The following is a 23,162-nucleotide window of genomic DNA, read 5'->3' on the forward strand; positions in this document are numbered from 1 at the left end:
TCCTAAGCCAAAGCGACTAGCGAAAGTCCTCTGCGCTTTTTGCGCGTGCTTCCAACCCGAAGTCCGCCAATCGGTGGACGTAAGCGTTGCCACCGGCATTGCAAGACTGGCGGAACACAACTTTGTCCTCTTTGAGCACCTTCAGATAACTCACGAATGCCTGACTAACGAAGTAGGTATAGGCACCGCTTTTGAACTTGATGATGTTCAGGTTCACGCTGCCTTCCGACGCATCAACAACGAAGAATTTGCCCTTGGGCGGCAAAGCCGTCTTCGGATAGACCATCTCTATTTTTCCCGGAATACCATATCGGTACTGAACAGAACCGGCCGTGGGTTTGCTGTTTCCGCGCGCACAAATGGAAACCGTCTTGCCACCCTGTAACGGGCAACTGAAATAAATGTCTTCGTCGTCCGAACACAACGTTCCATCCTGCCCGCCCTTCAATAGCGCTGTTTCTTGCGAAACGCGTTCTGGTGTTTGAGCGACATCGGCACAATTGGACAAACACACCAACTTGGAAAGATCCGGAACATCGCTTTCAGTAAACAGGTACGTCGCTGAGCCCTCACGATTGCGGGCGTGGTAAACGGGAACACTGACGGCCAGCCCCTTGGCAGACACCGGCACTTCGGCATCCCGGCCCGAGACGACCCAGCCTTCGGCCTCCCCGCACAACTCCTCCAAAGCGACTTCATTGAACGGATCTTTCGTGGGCACGGCGAACGGCTTGGCAGCACCTCGGCAGTCGTAGCCATGCCAATAGGGCCCGGTGTTCATATCAATGTCGATCGAGAAAACATAAGCGCCGTCGAGCACCACTTTGCCGCTGTCGTAGGTGAATACCAGCCAGCGACGCGACTTCGCCTGTGAGGAGTTTTCCTCCTCCAGGATGTAGCGCTCGCCATCTCGATACAGCCAGAAAACACTCATTGCTCCCGCCGATACCGGCCTTTCAGAGAGACGTTGCCCGGACTTGGCGTCCACCAAGAAATCGTCTTTCAGCGCCAGCGCACAGTCGCTGTCGGCATCCATGCACGACTTGAGCGACGGAAACATCGGCCCCGCTGCCACAGAGAAAGAACACAGTAACAACGCGACCAAGCCTAATCTTTTCAACTTGCCTTCCTGCTCATGATTTACGGGTCTGATTGAACAGAAGGCATTTCGCCTTTGAACCCTGTGCCCTGCGTTTTAAAGTGAGTAATCCATCACTTCTTTCAACTGCCAACACTGCCCACGCTCAAACCGATACTCGAAGACATAGTCGGTATCCGGCTTCTGCAGGATTGCCGTGGCTTGGTTGCCCTGCTCTTCCTTGACGGTCAACGTCAGGCCCTGGGCCTCTCGCTTTGCCAGATCCGGAATGATTGGAAACTTGAGTTCGTCACCGCTGAGGCTGCGTTTTTGCATCTCAGGCTCAGGATCGCCCGCCACGGTAGTGACCATTTGCAGCGGTTGCAGGACGAAAGCCTTTTGCACGTCAGCGCGCTCGGAAAACGCAGCGAGGAACACTGAAAACTCGGGTGAAGGACAAGCTACTCGGAGCACGCCGCCGGTGGTTTCGGGCGACTTCTGGCGCAGGTCCTGTTGAAGCTTTGAATCAGCAATGATCTTTGCATCGAGGTCTGCCAAGCGCTTTTTGATACTCGCCGCATCCTTGTAGGCACACACAACATCGACGCCGTTTTCAAGGTCTCGGCCGTCGCGACAGTCCTGCAACTCGGGGTCTGGTGGATCACCGCGAAAAAACCGCAGAGACAACTGCTCGCCCTGCTTGATGAGTGGCAATTCCAGCGTCCAATAGGTGTAGCCTTCGAAACCAGCGTTTGACTCTTTTCGCCTCATGAGCACGTACAGGGACTTCCCCGCTCGCTCAGGGAATTTGCGTTCGAAAAAAAACACCGATGTGACTTCTTCACCCACGAGCGGCGCCACAAACGAGAGTTCTGGCCTCGTGGCACTCATTGTCGTGTAGAAAACCTCCCCACCGGGAACGTAGGCACCTGTCGTCTGACCTTTGAGCGTGTTCTTCAAGAACAGCACGGTGATCTTCTGCTCGCCCACCGATGCCACCACCGGCGGATGCATTTGCTTGATGGTTTGCAAGTCATCCGCAGTTGCCGGTTCCGCGTTAAGACCGATGATCGATGCGAGCAAGCACACACAACTTGAAAACCTGTTCACTTCCATTACTTCCTTGTTGATCGACGAATTGATCAGTCTTCAATAACTAGCGCGAGGGGCATCACGATGATTCAGGTGCGCCACATTTCAGCTCTTTGATTTGCTCGTTCTGAATCGGAATCACACAGGCCAGCCGCTTCTCCCCGGGCGCACTGCGCTCGGTCAGGCGGAGCGTTACGTGTAACCCATCCTCGGCAAACGCATGATCCTTGAAACCCGCGTCGGCATAGTCGCTCCAGAACGTCTTGCCATCGAAACTGCAAAACTGCCTGGACGACAGCACTCTCCAGTTGCCGTCGGGCGCGAGGATCTGAACAGTCAGGCAAGGATTGCTGAAGGTACTGACGTAGCGAGCCACGACATCGCCGTAGCGTTGAGAGGAAGATTGCGACACTAGACTGATATTGGTCACATCACTCGGTCGATCAGAGGCGATAGCGTCCAGATAACCAGCGCGCTCAAGACTTATCCGTTCCACACACAAGCTGACCATCAAGGACTGTGCCTGGGAGCCGGGTTGGACTTCTGTGGCTTCCAGCAGGCACGTTGTGTCGCGCAACTTGAGCCAGGCACGTTGTGAATCTTTGGCTATCGCCATGAAAGCCTCAGCTTCTGCTGGGTCTTCTGCTCGCTCTGACGCGAAGCGCGCCATCAGCTTTTTGTAACTGGCATTCAGTTTCGCGTCGGCCGCCTTACCTTCGGCTTCAATGCATTCAAGGTATTGCCAGCTCACGGTAATGACTTTGCAATTATTCTCAGCGAACGCGGTTGAAGCGAACAGCAGTCCAAAGGACAACGCGATAAAGCGCACCAACCTGTTCAATTTTTCATTCCCTGATGTGCAGTTCGCTCAGCGACGCGTTGCGGAATTTTCTGTGCCTTACCAGCGGCAGCCATTGCTTCGCCGTACTCGCGGTAATAACGCTGTGCTTCGCCTTTTCTGTTCAGTCGCCACAGCGAATCCGCCATGTTCAGCATCAACACTGTGCGCTTGCCGACCGCCTCAACACCGCGATAGAACTTCAGTGCCAGTTCATCTTTGCCGCCCTCGGCGAGGTAAAAACCCAGGTCGTTGTAGACTTGAATGTTTTGCGCTGGGGGATGGCACGCCATATAGGATTCGGCACTTAAAAAACTCATGCTCCATTCGAGGGACTCGGCGCGGGACTGCGCCGGCTCGGTAGTCGTGACGTTTTTCAGCAGGTCCTTTGGCGTCCTCGTCTCAAGGATGGGCTCCAACACTTCGCCCTCTTCTGAAATCCAGCTATTGCCTGCCCACTTACCGACACAAAAGCGAGCAGAACGCTCAGCCAGCACGCAACCAGTCTCCATGGAGATCACATCACAATGCTGCTGCGACACCAGTTTTTCTTCTTGATTCTCATCCGACAACATGCCGAAGATCACTGGGTCGAGCAACAAGGTTCTCTTGTCAGGACTGAGCATATAAGTGTGTCCATCAGCGCCAATGTCAGCGCCGAAGAGCGGAAAGGTTTTGCCGTTTGCGGTGAACCATGCAGTCGCCGACTCAACGCCGGGCATCGTCCACTTTGTCGCTCGAAACGTAACCGTGTGCCCGCCGATACCAACAATTGGCGGATCTTCGTCTTCGGCAAAAGCGCAGGCGGCGGTTGCAAACAGACTGCCGATCAACACCCACTTAAGGCTTGCCATATTCAATCCTTTTCTCCGTCGGGCTTGGCGATTGCAGCTGTCTTTTGCTAACCCCATACGCCTCAATCAGCTCTTCCCGTGACCCCTTCGAACCAAACGAGCGCTGGGTATTGTCGAAGCTGTATTGCTCCAGTCGCCCGGCGGTCGAGTAATACCCGTGCCACTCCGGGCAGGCACCGCAACCGCCGTAGCCACCGATTGAAACAAGGCTGCCCTTGCTGCCTGTCACGCAATCCATTGCCACCACCACGTTGTTCAACATCTTCGTCTTCGCACCGTCGGAGGTACGTTGCAGAACTTTACCGATGTCACGCCGCAGCACTTTGCCGCCGATATTGATGGTCTGGTCGGAGCAGACCGCGATGAGGTGGGTTTCCGCGTCATCCACTGTCACCGACCGGCACGACGACACCAGCACCACTTCAACCCCGCCGCACTGCATTACGTCGCGCTGGGTGTAGGCATCCGCTGGCGCTGCAAATGCAGGCGCGCAGAGCAGCAACGCGAGGCTGCCCGCTAGATAAAACTGATTCATCGAGAATTCCCTTTCGCCGTTAACCGGCCTGTTTTTCCGTCAGGCATTTTGCGTAGCCATCGGCGAACCTGGCGTCAAAGGACAACGCCACCGGCTCGTCCAATTCGGCCGAGGTATTGAGCAATACGCGTGTCGCCGGGGTGTATTTGATCCAGCCGATGGTGCCGGTGCCGTCCGTGTCGAAAAACAATTGGGCGCGCACCATTTCTCCGTCGTCCTCATCAATCAGCAGATTGACCTTGTCCTTGCCGACATACTGAAACGGGAAGTCGCTGCTCCTGACCAGTTCAGTGAGGTAGCCGTAGCAACTGCCTTCACTGGCACTCGCCGGCAGGGCGAAAGGCAAAAGCAGCAGCGCGCTCAGCACGCTCCGAATAAAAAAACGGATCATCCCATCATCCTTATTCAAGCGGCGGCGATTCCGCGTCGGTCATCGTCAGCAGACGGAATTCGTTGTTCACAAATTCGTAGTAACGGTAGCGGTTAACGCTCTCCAGCGAATTGCCCTGAGCGTCTACTTCACCATCGAGGGAAATCCCGGTGATGAAGATCAAGCGGCTGTCGGGTTGGTACGCCATGGCGAACGTGCTGCCGTCGTAGGCATTCGGCAGGCCCCCGACCACTTCTCCGGTTTGTGCATCGAGCACTTCGGCGCAGATGGCACCGCCGCCACAACCCAGTGGGTTGATGATGTAGTGGCCGGCGAAGTTGACCTTGCCTTTCAGGGCCTTCGCTCGCGCACTGTCAATCACCGGGTTGCTGTTTTCCTGCGGCACCAGCGCAGGGTGAGTGCCGGTGAAGACCGGGGTGACGGTGTAATCCTTGAAATCCGGGTCGGCGGCGAAAGCCATGGAAGAGACCGCCAGCAGCAAGCTGCCGAGTAGAACCAAAAATCCTTTCACGCTGTAACTCCATCTGTGCGACGTATCGTCGGGATGCTCATTCGAAGGCGATGCTGCGCACCGCTGTCTTGATCTGTTTGAAGCCTGCGGCGCTGATCGACAACGGCGTGGCCGAGCCTGATTCGGCAGCACCGATCAGCACCTGCTCACCTTGCATCAGGCAGAAGGCGATACGGCTGAATTGAGGTTGATGCGGTGGGTGGTAGCCGATGATGAACCCCGACGACTTCGCGCCCTGCAGTGACTCAAAGGCATAGGTCTGCGGATCACCCGCCAGCGCTGTTGGCCGCCAGCCGTTTTCGGTCAAGGTCGCCGGGCACTTGCGGTCATTGGCCTCGCGCAGCAGTTGCAGTTCGATCGTGTCATCCGCTGGCGGCAGCGTCGTCAGGGAGGAAAAGCTGCCGAGGTTTTCACACATCATCCCGAACCATGGCTGAGTCCGATTGGCCAACGTTTCGAAATTCCATTCATAGCCGCTGGATGTCGGCGCTTGCCACAAGTGCGGTGCGCTGGAGGGATCGGGCAGTTGTTGGGAGGCGATGAATATCAGATCGGGTGCGTTGAATTGCAGCCATTGGTCTTGCAGGAGCGGCATGGAAAACCGGCACGCTCCCATATCGACGCCAACGTCCGCCGGACCCTGAGCGACACGCGACTGGCCTGTCATATTGCCGACCATCACGGTCTCAGCGGCATGGCCGATTTGAGCAAGCATGAGCAAACACGCCAATAATCCTTGGAAATATCGAGGCTTCACTGCGCATCCTTCGCATTGATCAATTGCAACTCACCATCCCGATACAACACCTCACACCCCACCCACGCGGGATCCACCTGCGGCATCACCGCCGACGGCTTGCGCAATTCGCGCAGCAACGTCGAGCCATGCGACAGCCTCCCGCCCATCCGCGCAATCACCGCCCGCGCCGTTTGATAATGCGCATGCCGCCCCGGATCGAGGGTGTCTTCGAGCAAAATGTCCTCGCCCAGAATGCCCTGCACCTGCCCCGGATAAATCATGAATCCGGTCGCTTGCTCGGCGCCTTCACGGCCGTCCTGCCAGAAGCTGCCATCACGCGTCCGCACGTCCGGGTGCGGTGCGAACCAATGCTCGCGATCCGCCAGCGGCATGGCGTGGTGCAGGCGAAAGAAGATGCGCATCAGGTTGTCGCGGTACCACTCGCGCACTTGCAGGTAGTAGCCGCGCAGGCCCGGCAGGCCGGTCGAATGCGCGATGCGGATCAGGCTCGACCACTGCGGAAAGGCCTGCAACGGCAGCTCGCTCGGCGCCGGTCGCGGGGTCGCCGGATCGGTTTCCCAGGGCAGTCGATGCGGGCTGTTTTCAAGGTTGTCGTAAGCGGTCGGCGGGCGCCCCAGCCAATCGCCGCCACTGCTGGCCAGCGCCGTGGCGATGCACAGATTGCCTTGCACGACGAACACGTAAAATCGGGTGAACCAGTCCGCCAGTTGCTGGCCGTCAGCGTTTTGGGCGACGAGTTCGGCCAGCTCTTTATCGAAGCGTTGCAAGCCGCGCTCAAGGCTCAGCAGATGCCCGCGAGCAATGCGTTGCATGCGCAGGAACAGCGGCAGCGAACGCAGTAACTTCAGCGGTTGCCACGGCAGGTGCGGGGTCGCGCCGCCGACTTCACCGGCGTAGTTGCTGGCGCTGATGCCCCAGTCGGCGAGCCGGGCGAGAAACAGGTCATTGTTGATATAGGACGCGCCGCCGAACACTGCGGTGAACGGCTCACTGTCCTGCAACACCCGCGCATCCCAACGCGCCATGATCGCCGGGATACTCGCTGCCGCGCGGCGCTGGGCGTACTCCACCAGCACGCTCGGTTGCGGTGGCAGAATCTCGGCGATGTTGGCGGCAGTCAGGTGGCGGCGCCAGCCGTAGTCGCTGATCGGCCGGTATTGCAGCAGCCACAGTTGCGCACCGTCCCAGGCCCATTCGACGTCGCCGGGCACGTAGTGGAAAACGCGCAGCACGTCTTGCAGAAACTGCCACAGCAGCGCTTCGGTCAAACCGTGCGTGGCGGTAAATGCACCGCTGCGCCAGGCCTCGCCAACCCGCGACAGAGTGGCGCGCGAAGGGCTGACGTGACCATCGGCCAACGACTCCAGATGACCTTCCACCCATTCCAGCTCTACCGACAGATGCCGGACAAACGCGATGCCGGAAACCTGCGGCGTGATAAAGCGCTGCACCACCACTTCCTCGACGCCTTCGGCGGTCAATTCGGCGATGCGCGTCGGCACGTTGGCGCGCGGCTCGCGCAGGTAAGTGGTGCTCAAACCGGCATTCGCCGAATCAGCCTGATCCTCGCCATAGCTGGAGGAGCGCACGGCCCAGGTCACGTCGGGTTGCGCGGCGAGAAACGCTGACAGACGCGGATCATCGCAATCGTTGAGGTTCAGCGCGGCCGGCACCGGTTGCCGGGCCAGTTCAGCGAGGCGCAAACGGCCGCCCTTGGTGTGCGCGACAAAACCACGCTCGCCGGACTCCAGCCACGCGGCAAATTCAGCCGGCGCGTCGATCCACGGGTAATGGCCCCAACCGGGTTTGAGGCTGATGGTCAGATCTGCGCGGGCGAGAATCGCCGACCATGCCGCCGCTTGCTCGATGCCCAACACGTTGTCCTGATCGCCCCAGACCAGCTCGACCGGATCGGTGATCCACTCCAGCAACGGCAGCGCGGTGTCAGCGCGGACCAGGTCCCAATGCGGCACAAATGCCCGGCAACGCGCATAACCGGCGCCCATGCGTTGGTACTGAACGGGCGTCCAGGTCTGATTGGAAAACTTGCGCGCGAACAGCGTCGGTTTGTTCGACAGCAGCCAGTGAATGGTCTTGCGGATTGGCAGCGGCGACATCAGCGCCGGCAACCGCCGTTGCCACAAAAAAGCACCGACCGGCGCCAGCAAAACGCTGCGCGAAAAATGCCCGGGCCGACGTTGCAGCGCATGCAGCACCAGCAACGCATTGACCCCGACCGCCATGATCGCGCTGCCCTGCTGCGTCATCGTCAGCAAGGTTTGCGCGTAATCCGCGAGATCCTCGCAGGGTGGTTGCGGGTTAGCGCCGAAACCGGGCAACTCCAGCGGCACCACGTCGTAGCGCTGAAAGTGCGGCAGCGCGTCGTCCCACCAATCGGCGGCGCCGCCGTTGCCGGCCAGCAGGTACATCAGGGGCTTGCTCATGGGCGATCCTCAGGCCAGATCGCGCAGAGCGGCGTCGAGGGTCGGATAACGGAACGTATACCCCGCCTCGCTCAAACGCTGCGGCACCACACGCTGACCGTCGAAGAACAGCTGCGCCATTTCCCCGGCCAACGCCCGCACTGGCGCAGCAGGAATATGGAACCACACCGGGCGCTTGAGGACCTTGCCGACATTCTCGGCGAACGCTGCCTGACTGACCGTTTCCGGCGCCACCATGTTGTAGGTGCCGCGCAAATTTTCATCGTGGAAGGATCGAGCGATCACCTGAATCACATCGTCGCGGTGCACCCAGCTCATGATCTGCTGACCATCGCCCATGCGCCCGCCGAAGCCCAGGCGAAACGGAATCAGCAACGGCAACAGCGCACCGCCCGGACCGAACACCACACCGAGGCGCAGCACCACCTGACGCACACCAAACTGCGTGGCCGGTTGCGCGGCGGCTTCCCAGCGCGCGCAGAGTTCGGCCATGAAACCGTCGCCCTTGCTCGCCTGTTCATCAAGGCTTTCGCTGGCATCGCGCACGCCGTAGAAACCGATGGCCGAGGCTTGAATCCACAGCGCCGGTTTTTGCCGAGCGTTTTTCAGCCAGGTCATCAGCGCTTCGGTAGTGTTGACCCGACTGGCGATCAGTTGCGCCTGGCGCTTGGGGCTCCAGCGAGGCCCGGCGACCGGCGCGCCGGCCAGGTTGATCACCACGTCGAAGGTCTCGTCGTGGCTGAGTTCGCTCAGGGATTGCACGCAGCGGACGCGGCCTTCGAACAGATTGGCTGCTTTCAATGGATCACGTGCCAGCACACTCACGGTGTGGCCGGTGTCGATTAATTGATTGACCACCGCCTCGCCGATAAACCCTGTGCCACCGGTGATCAGCACGCGCTTGTAGGCGCTGCCCGCAAACGGATTGGACGTACTCTGAGGTTTTACTCGAGGGGATTTCCGGCAGTCATGGCGATACAGCCAGACCAGCGGCGGCAACAGCATCAGCAGCGCAAAACCGTCGAGCCACAGGTGCGACCAGACCTGTTGTTGCGCTGACAGCCACATGTCCTGCGGCGCCCACAACAGGACACCAGCGATCAACCAGCCCCACACACTCGGCGCTTTCGAACGATTGCCGATGTGCACCAGCGCGAGCATGTACAGCGAATAGCTTTGCAGCGTCGCGCCGAACAGCGCGAGCCACCAGACCTGCTGTTCGTGGCCGGCCGCGGGCACCGCTTCAGCGCCCCAGAATGCGCGTTCGAGGGTGTGCAAATAGCCGTCGAGTAAACCGGAGTGACCGGCCCAGGTCAGGGTCAGACCGGCGAGAATGTGCACAATTGCGGCGGCGTATAGCCAGAGCACTAACGCGGGGCGAAGGGAGATCGAGGGGGCTGGCATTCCGTGTCCTGAGCGCATTCCTTGGGGGTGGGGAGTTTAAAGGAAAATCGCGGTCGTCAGACGCTCAAAAACTAAACGTTTTACCGAACGGATTCAGACTTAACGCCTGCGAAAACGCATCAAACATGACCTGGCATTTCAAATACAGTGACTGGCCTTGATCGATTCCGCGCCTTGCGATCCCAATCGTTTCACGCTGTCGATGCTCGACTGAATACCTTTGTCAGCCGCCATTTGATAACAGGCTAAGGCTCGGGACATATCCTTCGTTCCCAAATCGCCACTTTCGAAAGAAGAAGCCAAATAAATCATCGCCTCTGTGGAACCCATGGAAACAGCACGAATAACCTGTTTTTCTGCCTCCGCGGGATGGAGGCAAGGACCGCTGTAGTCGGTGGAATTGCCTAAACAAAAAAACGTGGCATAGCCCAACGCACCACTCGGTATTTTCGAGGCTGCTTTGAACAATGCCTCAACTCTAGGGGTTTCCAACTGCGACGCCATTTGCGAAAGACTCAGGCTTGCTGCCGACAAGCTCGCCTGTGCATCACCCGACTCTGCAGCACATAAATAATTTTCCAGGGACGCTTCAATCAACTCCACCGTAAGCGGGTATTGCTCAAGAAATCCCAATCCACCTAACGCTTCGGCACGTTGATAACAGAAGTTCTCGGCGCGACTCCTTCCAGAGGTTTCCGTTGCGACGAGATCCTTTTCGCTGATCGACCAATCCTCAATTCCCTCCAGCACCCAACAGGCCTGCCGAGAGAAGTTAAAGATTTTCACATTGCTGTTTCCCGCTCGCTTATCCACCACGTTGACGTGACTGTCGTCGACCTCTTCGATCTCGACTCCAGGTGTCTTGCCGGGTGTGATTGCAGCCATCAGTGGATAGGTGAAGGTAGCTCCACTGACACCCGAGGTCGAAGGCTCAAAAGTACTTCGATCCTTTCCCGCTACCGGTTTCAACACCAGCGACTTGACCGTCATCGCAGTGAGACGGCGTTGTGATTCGCTGTTGGCGGAAAACGCTGTCAGGAAAGGCGCGAACTCCTCCGAGGGGCAAGCGTCGCTGGTCGGTGCCGTCGAAGCGCTCTTATCGGATGCAAGCGCAGGGACAATCTTGTCTAGATACGCCGAGCGCTCGCGACTCATTCTGGCGATGCACAAGTTGCTGACCGCCACGTAAGCAGGCTTACCCACCTCGATCTCGAACGCCTCCAACGGACAGTTCGCATCGCGCAATTTCAACCACGCACGCTGCGACTCTTTAACCTTCGCCGCGTACTCCGCGCCCAACGCCGGATCTGTTCGATAGTCAGATTCAAGCCGCGCCATCAGCTGCTTGTAGCTAACGTTCAACTGCGCATCGGCAGCCTTCTTCGCCGCCTCAGAGCAGGGCACCATTTCCATGCTTGAGGTGACGTTGCTGCAGTCATCCTCCGCATAGGCTGCCGAAATGGGCAGTAGCAGAGCAGCCAACAGCGTTAAGACTAAGCGTTTCACTGTGTTCATCCTTGAGTCATTCGGGTTTTGCGATTGGTGAATCGGGTGACGCATTGCTTCGGTCTGTTCATCTCCCAATAAGTGCTGAGCAAAACTTTACGTTTTTTGTCGACGCGCAGATTGACGAAACCATCGCCGCAGTCCGGCTGCAACTCCTCGAACGTGCCGGTTTTGGCTTGGTAAACGAACACACGGTAGTAGTCGTAGGTGCCCATGCCGTCATCAAGCTGCCAGATCGCGAAATCCTGGGCGCCGTCGAAATTGAAATCGTCGAACTGCACGTGGAGTTCGTTTTCGGCTTCAAAATTGATTGTTCGCGACTCGCTATGTGCATCGCTTTTAACCGCGATATTCAGCGTTGAGCCTTCGAGGGTTAGCGTTGCTTCGACGCCTTGGGTTGGACTGAATGTGGTGGTTTCGGCCAACGCCGGGATCGCCCACAGCAGGCCGAGCAGTGATACCGCTAGAGTTTTGAATTGCATGTGCTTGCCCCTACTCCCACTTGCATCCGGACTCCTGGGAGGAGTCGATGTTGGGGTTACTCAAGAAGTGGTAAACCTTTCCGTTGGACTTTTTCGTGTACTTCATCGAGACGATCTGCGTCCCTTGAGTCACGAAATCGTAGGTTCCCGCAACCTTGCCATTGACGACTTCAGACCACGTTGTGGCTCTCTGCCAAGGGGCGTCGGGACCGAGCATCTCCTCCTCGGAATCCGTCAACACAATGGAGATGGGCTCGTTGGACTTGGCGTACTTGACGAAACCACCTGACCACTTGCTGGACGCGTCGTAAAAGGTACGGAACTCAAACTTTACCGGACTGGATTCGGAGAGTTCGAAGCAAAAGGATTCGCGGGTGACTGCGCTGTGGGCCACTAGCGGAAAGAAGCTGGATAGCAGAAAAAGTACTTTTTTCACGTTCATTTCCTTATGAGAGATCGGGGCGTGCTGGCCTATTCCGATCCCTCTACACACTGACCATCCCGAAGATCAGGAGCCAGCGTTCGATTTCCAAACTGGTCCAAACTCGCAAGCGACTGACTCTCGCAATAAGCGTTTTTCGACATCGTAATACAACCCGACCTTATGGCTGGCTATCTCTTACACAAAAAACTGAATATTGCATATTGCAAGCAATGCGCTCTACTCATCCGGCCTATAGCTATCTTCAGCATTTAATCTTCCAGATACACAACAGCCTCAAGACCTTTCATAACAACTGGTGTAGGACTTTTAACAACCTGCCGATCACCTGCACTGACAATTTTAGTTAGTGTTTTCCCCACTACACCGGCACGCTAAATTCTTTCATCGCCGGTCTTAGAGTACAAAACCAGAAAAGCCTTACTCCAAATCGGACTGAATATATTCCAACGAGGCTCCGGCCTATCCACAGGCAGAAAAATGGGGACAGACCAAGTTTTCGGATCATTAATAAAACGTGGCCTGCCCCCATTTCACCCTTATTTAACTCTCTCCATTGCTCTTGAAGGAATCAGGCGTTCTTTGTCTTGAGCTTTCATCACAGCGATATAATCCTGATAGTACTGCTTCGACTTCACTTTATCACTACCCCACAAAACGTCCGCAATGTTGAGTTTGAGAACCACGCGCTCAGGTGAAACGGCCTCAACTTTAGAAAGCAAAGAATAAGCAACTTTGTTAGATCCAGCCTCTCCCAGAGCAAAGCCAAAATCATTATAAATTCCGGAATTAACTCTCGACACTGGAGTCTCTTTTAATAATGAGTCAAGTCTCTCTTGCGTCAGATAAGATTTAAGAGCTTCAAAATCTTTATCTTTCAGTCTTACCAGAACGACATCATGAGACAATTCCAAAGAGTCTTGTCTAGCACCGCGAGCAGCCTCTTTTAGCTTCTTTGAGGCAAGCGTTCGTGTTGAATACCAAAAATAATCCCCCCCCTCTTCCAGGCTTCCTTCATACCCAGAAATAGATGAAGCAAGATTTTTGTCATTCACAAGACTTCGTATTGTTTTATCGCTATAAACGTAGGAAACAAAATCTGTCCCTTTTAAGTTGACCCCGGGGTGCATAACGACCCAGCTACACGTAAAAATAAAAAACGTTTTGCCCGCGCTCACCGTGTAAGCATCATGCAACTGTGCATCTCCCCCCTCATGCTCGCAAACATCTGGAAGTTGAGTACTTTTTTTCCCCGCTACTAGCAACTCGCCACGGAGTGTTTGATTCCCTTCTGACCCCACATAATAAAATCTGGCGCTTTGAGACAAACCAAAAACAGGATCGAGGCTTACTATTTTTTCATCAGCAATAACAGACATAAAAGGAAAAACAAGCGAAAAAACCAAAAATACGACTTTCACAACCCCATCTCCTCCGCAACCATGTCTTTCAATAACTTAATTAATACGATCTTGAAGCCCGGCAGTGATATCACTAGGGTTTTGAATGCATGCGCTTGCCCTATTCCCACTTGCATCCGGACTCGAGGGAGGAATCAACGCTGGGACTGAGCAGAAAGCTGTATTCCTTGCCGTTGGACTTCTTCGTGTACGACATCGAGACAATTTGTGAGCCTTGAGTCATCAACTCATAGGTTCCCGTGACCTTGCCGTAGACGACTTCAGACCAGGTTCTGGTGTTTTGCCAAGGGGCATCCGGGTCGAGGATTTCACTTTCGGACTCCGTCAACACGATGGAAATGGGCACGTTGGACTTGGCGTATTTGACGAAGCCAGCGGACCATTTGCTGGCCCCATCGTAGTAAGTGCGGAGCTCAAATTTTACTGGGCTGTCCTGTGAAAGTTCGAAGCAAAGTGATTTGGTGGTGACTTCTGCATGGGCCATCAGGGGCAGGAGGCTGACCAAGAGAAGAAGTACTTTTTTCATGTTCATTTCCTTATGAGAGATCGGGCGCACGTGCCTATTCCGATCCCGCTACACACCGCCCATCCTGAAGATCAGGAGCCAGCGCCCGATTTCCCGACAGATACCAGCTCGCAAGCGACTGACTCTCGCAATAAGCGTTCTTCTCTGCATCGTAATAAAACGCCACTTTGTGATTGGCCATCCCGCCCCGGTTGGGGACGAACAACTCGACGGCGAACACGACATCGGGCATATCAGTTTTTCTATCCGACATCAGCGAGGGTGGCCCAAGAAACTTACAGGGCACGCCGTCAAAAGGCAGATCCAACTGGCCTTCTTGATACCTGTAAATCGCACAAATGCCATTCGGGTCTTCGATCACCACGGCAGCCATCGTTCCACCGCTCCAGCTAACGACGCCATCTGTAATAGAGCGAAACCTCTCTGCAGGCATTTGGTGTTCTTTCGTTAGCGCGGCGACCATGGCGGCGGGCATTGCTTGGCTTGTACTGACACCGGCCGGCTCTGCGCTTGCGGGCAATGCCCACGTCAATGTCAGGAACAACAAGGAAACGACTTTCACTTTGACTCTCCGATGGCGTGGCTGACTGTGCAATACACGACCATTACTGCGCCGTACATTCAGGTTCAGCGAGACGTTCACCATCAACGCGGTATTTTAGTTCACTGCTTGTTCTTTTCCGGAGCCATAGCCAATTGACGGGCTCGTTCTATCGTCGCGCGGATCAAGCAGGAATTTGACCATTCACCGAAAACCGATTTATACGATTTCGCCTCAGGCAGACACTCCGCATCGCGAAACTTCATCCAGGCTCTTTGAGTTTCTCTCAGCCCTTTCTGTGCATTTTCGTCTAACCGCTCCATGCGCTCCCTGTAAACCAGGTTGAGCAGTGCATCCGTATCCGTCACGACCAGATCAAGCGCCCCACTCGACACAGTTGGCCACTCAACGTCCGCCAATGCCTGCTTGGTTTCGTTGTTCCAGTTGTAGAAACCGTTCTCTTCAATTTTCAGCCAGGCAGAGCGCCTATGATGATTGGTCGGATCGGTCTCACTGACTTCAGACTGGTAAACAATCTCCAGATAGATCGGGTCGGTTGAGCGCTGAGGATCATTCAGCAGCGTTTGGCGAACGATGGCCCGTTGTTTTTGCTCTCGGTGATTTCAATCGAAAAGCATGGGTCCGGGCCGGGGCGAGCGGCTGACTTAACCCTCTCCAGACACTCTTTACGAAGGGCCATAGAGGTATCACCCGGCCCCCCTCCTACGTCGAGAACCCTGACGAGCAGTCGTATTTCTGGATCTTTGGAAAAATCTGCCTGAAGCACGGTCGCAATCATAGTTCCTTCTGCTTTCACAACCGAAGACAGCAAAGAAAAAGCCAAAACAAGACTAAATCTAAAATTCATAATCCCTTGATGTCCGCAAAAATCCAACAGCAAATTAGAACCTGTTTGAATCTAAATATACGAAACAGATCTATTTAACCGCCGCACCAAAATCAAAGCCGTTGAGCGCAACACCACAAATAAATCTGTCACCTTTTCTTAAATGCGCTCTCCAACTCTTTTTGGTACTTTTGCAGCCTTACCAGATTGTTGCATCAATAGACTATATTTTTTATAGTTCTCAACAGAAAGCTCTTTAAGACCTTCCCCCCAGTACGCATCCGCTAAATTAAGGTACGCGACCGTCCTATCTGGATTTTCCGCGACAACTACTTTTAATAGCTCGATCGCTTCTTGATAGAACCCTGCCTCAGAAAATAAGAACCCTAAATCGTTAGACCACTGCACCATGCCCGGATAGTAATATTTTTCCGCTATATAAGAATCTGGAGTACAGCTGTCACTCGAGCCTCCATCAGCCAGCATGTTACCCATAAGTTCTTTAAGCTTCGCCCTATCTCCAGCCTTAAATGCTGCCAACGCCTTTTCAAAATTTAAAGTCACGAAAACTGAGGAAAGTTTTTTATTATCAATTTTGGCGGTCTGAACACCTAAGCGAAGCTTCTTTAAATATTCAAACGCTTTCGCGCCATCGAAATCTTCAATTGAAACAGACATCAAGTCATTTGAAGGAAGCGCATAAACGCTCATAATCGATCTATCACACGCATTATTACTAGTAACAAGAAGAACCTTGCTCACCACAATTTTTTTCAGCGATGCATCATACTGAAATTGCACATTAAAATTAGACTGAGAATTATCTTCTTCTTTTGTTACCAAATCAACTATATCGCCAGCCCTAGAAAGCTGATCGTTATAAATTAAATCTTCCCCCTGTACACCAGAGACGCTTACCAACTTTTCAGCACCTCTTAGCACAGCCACATCAAAACCATCATAACTCGCTGGGGAGTATTCATTTTTTATGTTAGGCAACGCCAACGGGGCTCGTGAAATTACGAATTGACTTCCATCCTTTTCCGCTAAAATATTTAATATTTCTCCAGCACTGTCACTTCCCTTAGAAATCAATATTTTTTGCTTGGAAAAGCCTGGAACCAAGTCTATTTCAAAGTCTTTTATAAGTTTTGAATTAGTTATTACACTGGCTTCTTGAGCGCCCCATACAAATGAGTTGCAGGCCATAAAAAAAACAACAGAAACAACTCTAGCTTTCGAAAACATGTTCACTGCCCTACCACCTGATATATTGACGTAAAATTATTCTTACGCTCTGTATAGCTTAACGGGGGAGTGTGAAAGTTTACAATTTTAGTAATTTCATCTGTTGCAGTTGTGTTCGGCGCAACAAGATCATTTAATTTTTTCCACTCCCAAAAACCCAACGCTGATAGCAGTCCAAACTTTGTCTCAAGTAGCTGATCGGGATTTGAAACCAACTGAAATGTTTCCTCCGGAATCTTTGCCTTTAAAAGATCCTCAACAGCCTGATAGTTGGCTTTCCAAGTGAGTTGAATGAAGCCTTTCCCTTTGTACTTTATCCCTTCAACACATCCACCCTGCATCAATACAAAATTCCCTTCTGCAGAGCAGCAGCAATATACACGCTTGGCTATTTCATCTTCATTGGCAAACTGAGAGTACGGCTTTCCCTTAAAGATAGTGTACGCACTTTTTGCGGCCGGACTGAGAGCATTGTACTGAGCCGTCGTAATACGCTTATACCCCAACTGTTCTGCCTCTGCTGGGTAAGTATCAAAATAGCGTGTAAACGTTGTTCTAAGTATGTCAGTTCTGTACCACAAGTCCTCGACCTTACCAACCAGCGCATCCCCAACTTCTGTCTTTACCTGGGCGAAGAACTGTGCAATCCTGGGTGCAGTATTGATTTCAAAGCGATCAGCGTACTTATTAAACAAACCCCTGACTTCCTCGCGCTTCTCTTCCGAAGATGCTGGAAACATTCGTTTCATCTGATCATAAGAAACCAGTTCTGCCACTGCAGAGGTGAACCCTCCAACAAATTCTATTGGGTGAAAATGCCAAACCATACTAGTCCCAACCGAGGCCTTTCCCGACAGCTCGTCCCAAAATATAAGTTTATTTATTCTTTCTTTTTCATGTGCCATCAGTTTCGGGGAGTGTTCGAGGATATCAGATAGACGAGCCCACTTCGGTTGATCTGCCGTATCTTTCCACTCAGTAGGATGCCGAGCAATTAGCTTTGACCATTGTGACCGCGTTTCCATATTTTTTAGTGCTTCAGCTAACTCTTCAGCCTCTATTTCATGATTGTTATTTTTATCGATTTTATCAAATAACTTCTTGAAAAACGGTGGAAGATCATTTGGATCGAGAAAGCCATCAGCTGTAGAGTTTGATTCTTCAACTACCTGAAATCCTAACCCCGCCCAGTCATGCTGGGTTATTAACGTAGAACCTGCCTTCCTGGCCAATCCTACAAGAGCTTGGCCATCGTCCTCTACATGAACCTCATACCACTCTTCCGGATCTTTGAATATTGGTGCCTTGCTCAAGTCTACTGCGTGCGACTCCTTCAGGTTGACTTCCCCTACGCCCGGAGCCTTCAACTTCAGCAAACTATCTTTTGCCAAAGACAAGTATTGCTTACCTATCTTCAAGCCGGCAGTGTTACTTAAGAAGTCCTCTATACCTGCATCAGCGGTAAAAATCTCTACGTGAACTTGAAACTTGCTGCTGATCTCTTCCAACTCATTTATATTTTCCATCTGCCCAAGGTAACCAATAGGATCCCCTGCCTTGATTCCAACCCCCACATTTATAACAATGTCGGCAGAAGCCGGCTCGGTAACACTCCATCTCACTACGTTTTTTTCTGGAGTATTTTCGACACACGCCCAAAATGTTGGCGGAACATTTCCCGCACCAGCCGGACCACCGCTGACCAAAGTGCATTCAGCCATACGCTGCAGTGACGCCCCCGAAACTAAACTCACTACCTTCTGACTATCGAATGCCACGACGCTATTCATAACTAACTGCATGGCACCAAGCGGAGCACCTGCCGCTTTTCCATTACTAGGATCAGACGGAGCACCAAAGAGCGGAAGGTTATTCACTACCGTTCCATTAACTTTTCCCTGCCAATAGTTTGGCCGTTCGCGCTCAGGTATCTTATCTTCTATCCAAACCCTATCTCCGGCGTTATTTTCATAAGGCTGCCCGTTTTTTAAATACGCGAACCAGATTTCACTTCCTGCCTCTCTTTTTACTTGCGAGCCTGACTTTACGCTTCCAGAAATTATCTTACCTTTGGCATAAATTCTATCTGTGTTGGGGACCGGCCCTTGATCTAAGATTTCAAGCCTTGAACCCTTAGTTAGCTTACCTGCGGATATAACACTAGATGACACCGGCAACTCATCATATGCCTTAAAATCATTTACCTGCATTGTCACTTTTGGCTTTGGAGTTTCCGCAGGAGAAAGAGGATATTTATTAAACGGCAAAAGGTGCATATACAGACTATAAAATGTCAGCTTGTTCTGCCTCCCCTTATTTGCCCCATCTTCTGGATTAGGTGCAGATTTGTATTCATGCCGAACCAGACAGAATGAACTTGAATACTTCAACCTTTTCGTTTCGCCATTTACATCGAAAGGCGACTCTAAATAGTCCTTGTTTAAGCGATACGCGACAACTTCACCATCGGCCATACAGCGTATTGGCTCATCTAATATACATTGTGAAGCGCTTGCATCGCTGATATGAATTCCGCCGTGCCAGAATTTATTACTACCAAGCAAATAATGGCCAGAAGTTTCCTTCTCTAGCACCTTATATACTTCATCCGCACCAGAAAATTGTTTGCCATCTGGCTTTCGGAACGGGTATTGGAAATTCATCAAGGGTGCTGCCCCTACGGAAACAGGGGCGGGGGCGGATGCAGCCGCGGGCGCAGGTTGTGCGCCTCTAAATTCTGGTTTAGGACGCAGAACCTTCTCTGGCATTGGCCAATAATGGCTATCCGGTCCGTATTTCGCGGTTTTCGGACCGTGCGATTGCGAGCCGAAGAAATCACCCGGAGTTTCAGTACCGCTAAGAGCCTCAATAACTCCGGTATGACCATGGAAGTTAATCCAAAGCGCGATATCACCAGGTTCGGCGTCCTCAACTGGAATCTCGAGGAAATGTACCCTGTCAGTATTGAGTTGTGATGTTGTGCGGTAAGGGATTGTATATCCGGCGTCCTTCAGCAATCGATAAACCAAGCCTGAACAATCTATTTCTTTTTTACCGTTGTTATTAATATCAGTCTCACCCTTATGAGGGCCGTATTCATAACCGGTGCGATATTTATCTAGCTGCTCTAGTAGTCCGGTGCTCATCAAAGGCTTCCTGCTTTAATACACTGAATTGAGTTGTCTGAGATACCTCTCGCCACCAGTCGGTCAAACTGACGAGTAACAGCTTGAGGCATGGTCTTTTGAGCTTCTCGATAGCATGCCAATGCCCGAGGTAGATCAGAAGGAACAACAGTGTCACCTTCGTAAATTTCACCTAGCCTAATAAGCACACGGGTTGAACCACGCTTCGCTGCACCTTCCAATGTGGCTATTGACTTCTGCGGATTGATACAAGCACGTTTAACTTCGTAATCACCCTCATCACAATAGAATAGTGCGAGCGCCACAGCCACATCAGGAATGCTGTTATATGCTTGTATTAAAAGACTCAAAATTTCTTCATTATCCAATCGTGGTGCCATTCCCGAAAGACTGATTCCCGCAGCAGCAACTGCAGCTTGAGCGGAACCTTTACGAGCGCCATCTAAATAACTATCAAGTACCGCAGCGTACAAATAGATGCCAGATTCGGGAGAAGCCTTATTGACCAGCCTGTCGAATATCACGCCTTTTTTGAGTTCTAGCTCACCAGGCGTCATTTTCTCAGACTGAGTGATTTCCTCCATGACCGCGTCGAGTGTCCAGTCTTCCACGCGCGTCAGAGCCCAGCAGTTATCGTGTTTGAAGACAAAAATTTTCAGGAAATGGCCCTTCTCATCTCGAATGATTACCCTGTTCGGTAATTCGATCTCAATCTTGAGATTTAAGCTGGCGGCATTTTCCGGAAGCAGTACCTTCAACTCATCAGCGTCAATCGCATTCAGGCTCCGCTCAACAACCTTTGGTATTTTCCCATCAACTGTTACATAAACATGCTTCACAGGGGGCGCGATAAAGGCTTTCTGTATCTCAGGTTCGGATGAAAAAGCTTTTACGAACTCAGCAAAATCGCTGCTTGGGCATTGGGTGGCGTTGGACGATGAGGCATAGGCACCTGAACTCATCCCGAGGCTCAAGAGCGCAATGGAAAACCACTTCATTACGAATTTGTTTGTTGTCATCACGAACTCATCACTCAGAAAACACAAAAAAAGCCTTCGGTTTAACCTTCTCAGGCGGCGAATTCGCCAACGCCTGATCCATCAAACTCCCCGCCTTATCCTTATCCGCCGCCCCCGGCAGCACCGGCGGTTTAATCCCGATCCCGGTCCCATTACCAGGCGCTCCGCCAGCATTAATCTTCACCACCGGCCCAACCACCGTCACGCCACCGCCATCGAGCTTGATAAAGCTGCCACCGCCAAGAATGGTCAGCTCAGTCCCCGCCTCAATGACAATCTTGTCCCCAGCCTTGAGGTGTATCTCTTTCCCGGCGCTGGTCAGTTGCGCAGTCCCCAGCTTGATGTGCTGGTTCTGTCCAACTGTCAGGTGATCATCGACTCGCGTTTCAACCTTGCGGTCGGAAACCGTGGTGCGGTGTTCTTCGGCCTTGAGCTCCGTGTAGGTGTTCTTCTCGACGGTGTCGTGGCGTTCGTTGCCGACGCGAATCTTCTGGTCGTGCTCGATGTTTTCATCCCAATCGCGCTGGGCGTGGATGTAGATTTGCTCGGCGCCTTTTTTGTCTTCGATGCGCAGTTCGTTGTATCCGCCGCCGCCCGGTGAGCTGAGCGTTTTGAAGACGCTACGGGTTTTGTTCGCCGGCAAGGCGTAGGGCACCGGGTTTTCCTTGTGGTACAGGCAGCCGGTCACCAGTGGTTGGTCGGGGTCGCCTTCGAGGAAGGTGACGAGGACTTCCATGCCGATGCGCGGGATGCTGATGGCACCGTAACGGTCGCCAGCCCAGGAGCTGGAGACGCGCAGCCAGCAGCTGGTCTTGTCGTCGGCCTGGCCTTCGCGGTCCCAGTGGAATTGCACCTTGATGCGGCCGTATTGGTCGCAGTGGATTTCTTCGCCGGCGGGGCCGGTGACGTGGGCGGTCTGGCTGCCGAGCACGCGCGGTTTCGGGTGTTCGAGGGCCGGGCGGTAGAACACTTCCCACGGGGTGGCGAGGAAGGTGTTGCGGTAGCCCTGATGGAAGTCGTCCTTGTTGTCGGTGGTGTCGCTGGTCACGCCTTCTTCGAGGACTTGCGGCTGTTTGCCTTCGTGGAAGATTTCGGTGAGCAGCCACAGGTCGTTCCACTCGCTGCGCGGGTGGTCGGACATTTCCATGAAGTGGCCGCTGACCAGACGGGTCTGGTCGCCGCGACCTTCGGCCTGGCGGTAGTCGGCGCGGTGGCGTTCGAGGGCGCGCTGGCTGAGGAATTTGCCGCGAGCGCGGTCGATGAAGCGGCCGGGGTAGTCGTAGTCTTCCAGATCCGGTTCAGTGCTTTGGCTATCGGGAGCGGCGTCAGGTTTGTAGGCCGCTTCCATTTGCAGGCGCGGCTTTTCAAAGTCGTAGTCGCGGCGGGTGACGCGGCTGGTGCGGGTTTCCAGGCGCAGGCGGAAGCCTTTGATCACTGGCTCATCAGCCACCATACCGCTGCCCTGAATGTAGGCGGTCGGCTGGCCGAGTTTGGGGAACACAGTCTGGTCGTCGCCGAACACCAGCAGGTGGCCTTTCGGGGTGTGCTGGAAGTGGTAGTGAATGCCTTCCTCTTCGCACAGACGCTGGACGAAGTGCAGGTCGGTTTCGTCGTACTGCACGCAGTAGTCACGATCCGGGCACGGCTGGCTCAACTGAAAGTTGTAGGCGTTGCCCTTGATGCCGTGCTCTTCGAGGATCAGCGCGATGATTTTCGGCGCCGACATCTGCTGGTAGATGCGCTGGTTGGTGCGGTGATGCAGGTATTGCAGTTGCGGCACCAGCGACACTTTGTAGCGGGTCAGGCGCTTGCCGGCATCGCCCTGGGCGACGCGATAGATCTGCCCGTGGATGCCAGAGCCCTGCGGATCGAAGGCGAGGAAGGCCTGTTTGTGCAGGAGCTTTTCCAGGTCCAGATCGGGGTTTTCGCTGACCAGTTCGAGGTCGAAACGAAACGGCTGGCTGATGCCTTCGGTGCCGGTGAACGCCAGCACTTGCAGGTCGCCCACGTAGTCTTCGACCTTGAGGCTGAAGTGGGTCTCGTTAGCTGAGTTGAACATTGTGTGCTCCCTGTTCGA

At 53.6% G+C, this 23,162-nt stretch carries 21 protein-coding genes; all 21 read right to left on the reverse strand.

The window, feature by feature from the left end:
• Positions 1–16: 16 nt before the first annotated feature.
• The 21 genes from JFT81_RS23085 to JFT81_RS23185 all read right to left on the reverse strand — a co-directional run bounded on the left by JFT81_RS23085 (position 17) and on the right by JFT81_RS23185 (position 23,144).
• The gene (locus JFT81_RS23085) at positions 17–1,036 is read right to left on the reverse strand and encodes a hypothetical protein (protein WP_242485640.1); all 1,020 of its coding nucleotides are present in this window, start codon (positions 1,034–1,036) and stop codon (positions 17–19) included.
• Positions 1,037–1,195: 159 nt separating this feature from the next.
• Positions 1,196–2,194 carry a hypothetical protein gene (locus tag JFT81_RS23090; RefSeq protein ID WP_201229290.1) on the reverse strand — a complete coding sequence of 333 codons (999 nt, stop codon included), beginning with the start codon at positions 2,192–2,194 and terminating at the stop codon, positions 1,196–1,198.
• Positions 2,195–2,249: 55 nt separating this feature from the next.
• Positions 2,250–3,011: a lysozyme inhibitor LprI family protein gene (locus JFT81_RS23095; protein WP_201229291.1), complete on the reverse strand. Its 762-nt coding sequence runs from the start codon at positions 3,009–3,011 to the stop codon at positions 2,250–2,252.
• Positions 3,008–3,862 (reverse strand): tetratricopeptide repeat protein, encoded by an 855-nt coding sequence (locus JFT81_RS23100; protein ID WP_201229292.1) that lies wholly within the window; start codon positions 3,860–3,862, stop codon positions 3,008–3,010. The genes JFT81_RS23095 and JFT81_RS23100 overlap by 4 nt, the downstream gene beginning before the upstream one ends.
• A complete protein-coding gene (locus JFT81_RS23105; protein WP_201229293.1) occupies positions 3,849–4,397 on the reverse strand; it encodes a hypothetical protein in 549 nt (182 codons plus the stop codon). The genes JFT81_RS23100 and JFT81_RS23105 overlap by 14 nt, the downstream gene beginning before the upstream one ends.
• Positions 4,398–4,416: 19 nt before the next feature.
• The gene (locus JFT81_RS23110) at positions 4,417–4,788 is read right to left on the reverse strand and encodes a hypothetical protein (RefSeq protein WP_201229294.1); all 372 of its coding nucleotides are present in this window, start codon (positions 4,786–4,788) and stop codon (positions 4,417–4,419) included.
• 10 nt (positions 4,789–4,798) lie between these two features.
• Complete coding sequence (locus JFT81_RS23115; protein WP_201230629.1) at positions 4,799–5,248, reverse strand: hypothetical protein; 450 nt, start codon at positions 5,246–5,248, stop codon at positions 4,799–4,801.
• A gap of 88 nt (positions 5,249–5,336) precedes the next feature.
• The gene (locus tag JFT81_RS23120) at positions 5,337–6,014 is read right to left on the reverse strand and encodes a hypothetical protein (protein WP_207199914.1); all 678 of its coding nucleotides are present in this window, start codon (positions 6,012–6,014) and stop codon (positions 5,337–5,339) included.
• A 38-nt stretch (positions 6,015–6,052) separates the two neighbouring features.
• Positions 6,053–8,503 (reverse strand): alpha/beta fold hydrolase, encoded by a 2,451-nt coding sequence (locus JFT81_RS23125; RefSeq protein WP_201229296.1) that lies wholly within the window; start codon positions 8,501–8,503, stop codon positions 6,053–6,055.
• Positions 8,504–8,512: 9 nt separating this feature from the next.
• Entirely contained in the window at positions 8,513–9,907 is a 1,395-nt protein-coding gene (locus tag JFT81_RS23130) for a TIGR01777 family oxidoreductase (protein ID WP_201229298.1), read from the reverse strand.
• A 138-nt stretch (positions 9,908–10,045) separates the two neighbouring features.
• Positions 10,046–11,422: a lysozyme inhibitor LprI family protein gene (locus JFT81_RS23135; RefSeq protein ID WP_201229300.1), complete on the reverse strand. Its 1,377-nt coding sequence runs from the start codon at positions 11,420–11,422 to the stop codon at positions 10,046–10,048.
• The gene (locus JFT81_RS23140; protein WP_201229302.1) at positions 11,419–11,895 is read right to left on the reverse strand and encodes a hypothetical protein; all 477 of its coding nucleotides are present in this window, start codon (positions 11,893–11,895) and stop codon (positions 11,419–11,421) included. Before JFT81_RS23140 ends, JFT81_RS23135 begins: the two co-directional genes overlap by 4 nt.
• A gap of 10 nt (positions 11,896–11,905) precedes the next feature.
• Positions 11,906–12,331 carry a hypothetical protein gene (locus JFT81_RS23145; protein ID WP_201229304.1) on the reverse strand — a complete coding sequence of 142 codons (426 nt, stop codon included), beginning with the start codon at positions 12,329–12,331 and terminating at the stop codon, positions 11,906–11,908.
• Between the two features lie 545 nt (positions 12,332–12,876).
• Complete coding sequence (locus JFT81_RS23150) at positions 12,877–13,758, reverse strand: hypothetical protein (RefSeq protein ID WP_201229305.1); 882 nt, start codon at positions 13,756–13,758, stop codon at positions 12,877–12,879.
• Positions 13,759–13,858: 100 nt separating this feature from the next.
• Positions 13,859–14,284, reverse strand: coding sequence for a hypothetical protein (locus JFT81_RS23155; protein ID WP_201229307.1), 426 nt, complete (start codon positions 14,282–14,284; stop codon positions 13,859–13,861).
• A 34-nt stretch (positions 14,285–14,318) separates the two neighbouring features.
• A complete protein-coding gene (locus JFT81_RS23160; RefSeq protein ID WP_201229309.1) occupies positions 14,319–14,846 on the reverse strand; it encodes a hypothetical protein in 528 nt (175 codons plus the stop codon).
• Positions 14,847–14,947: 101 nt separating this feature from the next.
• The gene (locus JFT81_RS29500; protein WP_242485660.1) at positions 14,948–15,148 is read right to left on the reverse strand and encodes a lysozyme inhibitor LprI family protein; all 201 of its coding nucleotides are present in this window, start codon (positions 15,146–15,148) and stop codon (positions 14,948–14,950) included.
• A 683-nt stretch (positions 15,149–15,831) separates the two neighbouring features.
• Positions 15,832–16,926, reverse strand: a complete 1,095-nt coding sequence (locus JFT81_RS23170) for a tetratricopeptide repeat protein (protein WP_201229311.1) — start codon at positions 16,924–16,926, stop codon at positions 15,832–15,834.
• Positions 16,923–20,066 (reverse strand): hypothetical protein, encoded by a 3,144-nt coding sequence (locus JFT81_RS23175; RefSeq protein WP_201229313.1) that lies wholly within the window; start codon positions 20,064–20,066, stop codon positions 16,923–16,925. The genes JFT81_RS23170 and JFT81_RS23175 overlap by 4 nt, the downstream gene beginning before the upstream one ends.
• On the reverse strand, positions 20,066–21,085 hold the full coding sequence (locus JFT81_RS23180; protein WP_201229315.1) for a sel1 repeat family protein: 1,020 nt from the start codon (positions 21,083–21,085) through the stop codon (positions 20,066–20,068). The genes JFT81_RS23175 and JFT81_RS23180 overlap by 1 nt, the downstream gene beginning before the upstream one ends.
• A 10-nt stretch (positions 21,086–21,095) precedes the next feature.
• The gene (locus JFT81_RS23185) at positions 21,096–23,144 is read right to left on the reverse strand and encodes a type VI secretion system tip protein VgrG (protein ID WP_201229317.1); all 2,049 of its coding nucleotides are present in this window, start codon (positions 23,142–23,144) and stop codon (positions 21,096–21,098) included.
• Positions 23,145–23,162: the final 18 nt, after the last annotated feature.

Origin of the sequence: Pseudomonas sp. TH43 (assembly GCF_016650635.1) — a bacterium.
Lineage (GTDB): Bacteria > Pseudomonadota > Gammaproteobacteria > Pseudomonadales > Pseudomonadaceae > Aquipseudomonas.